Origin of the sequence: Azospirillum sp. TSO35-2, assembly GCF_003116095.1 — a bacterium.
GTDB lineage: Bacteria > Pseudomonadota > Alphaproteobacteria > Azospirillales > Azospirillaceae > Azospirillum.
In genome coordinates this window covers 412,461-413,031 of the sequence record NZ_LGRA01000021.1, presented here as the reverse complement: position 1 = coordinate 413,031, position 571 = coordinate 412,461, and the positions used below count along the sequence as shown (strand labels likewise).

1 protein-coding gene is annotated in these 571 nt (G+C 67.3%); it reads right to left on the bottom strand.

The window, feature by feature from the left end; translation table 11 throughout:
• Positions 1–571 (bottom strand): CoA transferase (locus TSO352_RS18100; RefSeq protein ID WP_199231646.1); only part of this gene is annotated, 571 nt, incomplete at both ends.

The window sequence follows — 571 nt, the reverse complement described above, 5'->3', positions numbered from 1 at the left end:
CAGCGGCGAGCGGGTGACCTCGGTCGGGCTGTCGGACAGCTTGATCGGGTTGCCGACCGTCAGGTAGCTGCCACGGGTCGGGTGCTCGACCTCGACCAGCGTGCCGGTGGCGTAGAGCGACTGGTCCTCGGCGATCTCCTTCATCGACAGGATCGGGCCGCAGGGGATGTCGTGCTGGTTCAGGATCTCCATGACCTCGAGCTTGGTCATGGTCTTGGTCCAGTCCTCCACCGTCGCGAAGATCTCCATCAGGCGCGGCAGGCGGGCGGGCGGCGTGGCGTAGTCGGGATCGGTGATCCACTCTTCCTTGCCGATCACCTTGCAGATCGCCGTCCACACCGGCGCCTGGGCGATGAAGTAGATGTAGGCGTTGGGATCGCGCTCCCAGCCCTTGCACTTCAGGATCCAGCCGGGCTGGCCGCCGCCCGAGGCGTTGCCGGCGCGCGGCACCGTGTCGCCGAAGGTGCCGTTGGGGTATTGCGGGTATTCCTTCAGCGGACCATGGGCGAGGCGCTGCTGGTCGCGCAGCTTGACCCGGCACAGGTTCAGCACGCTGTCCTGCATGGCGGCC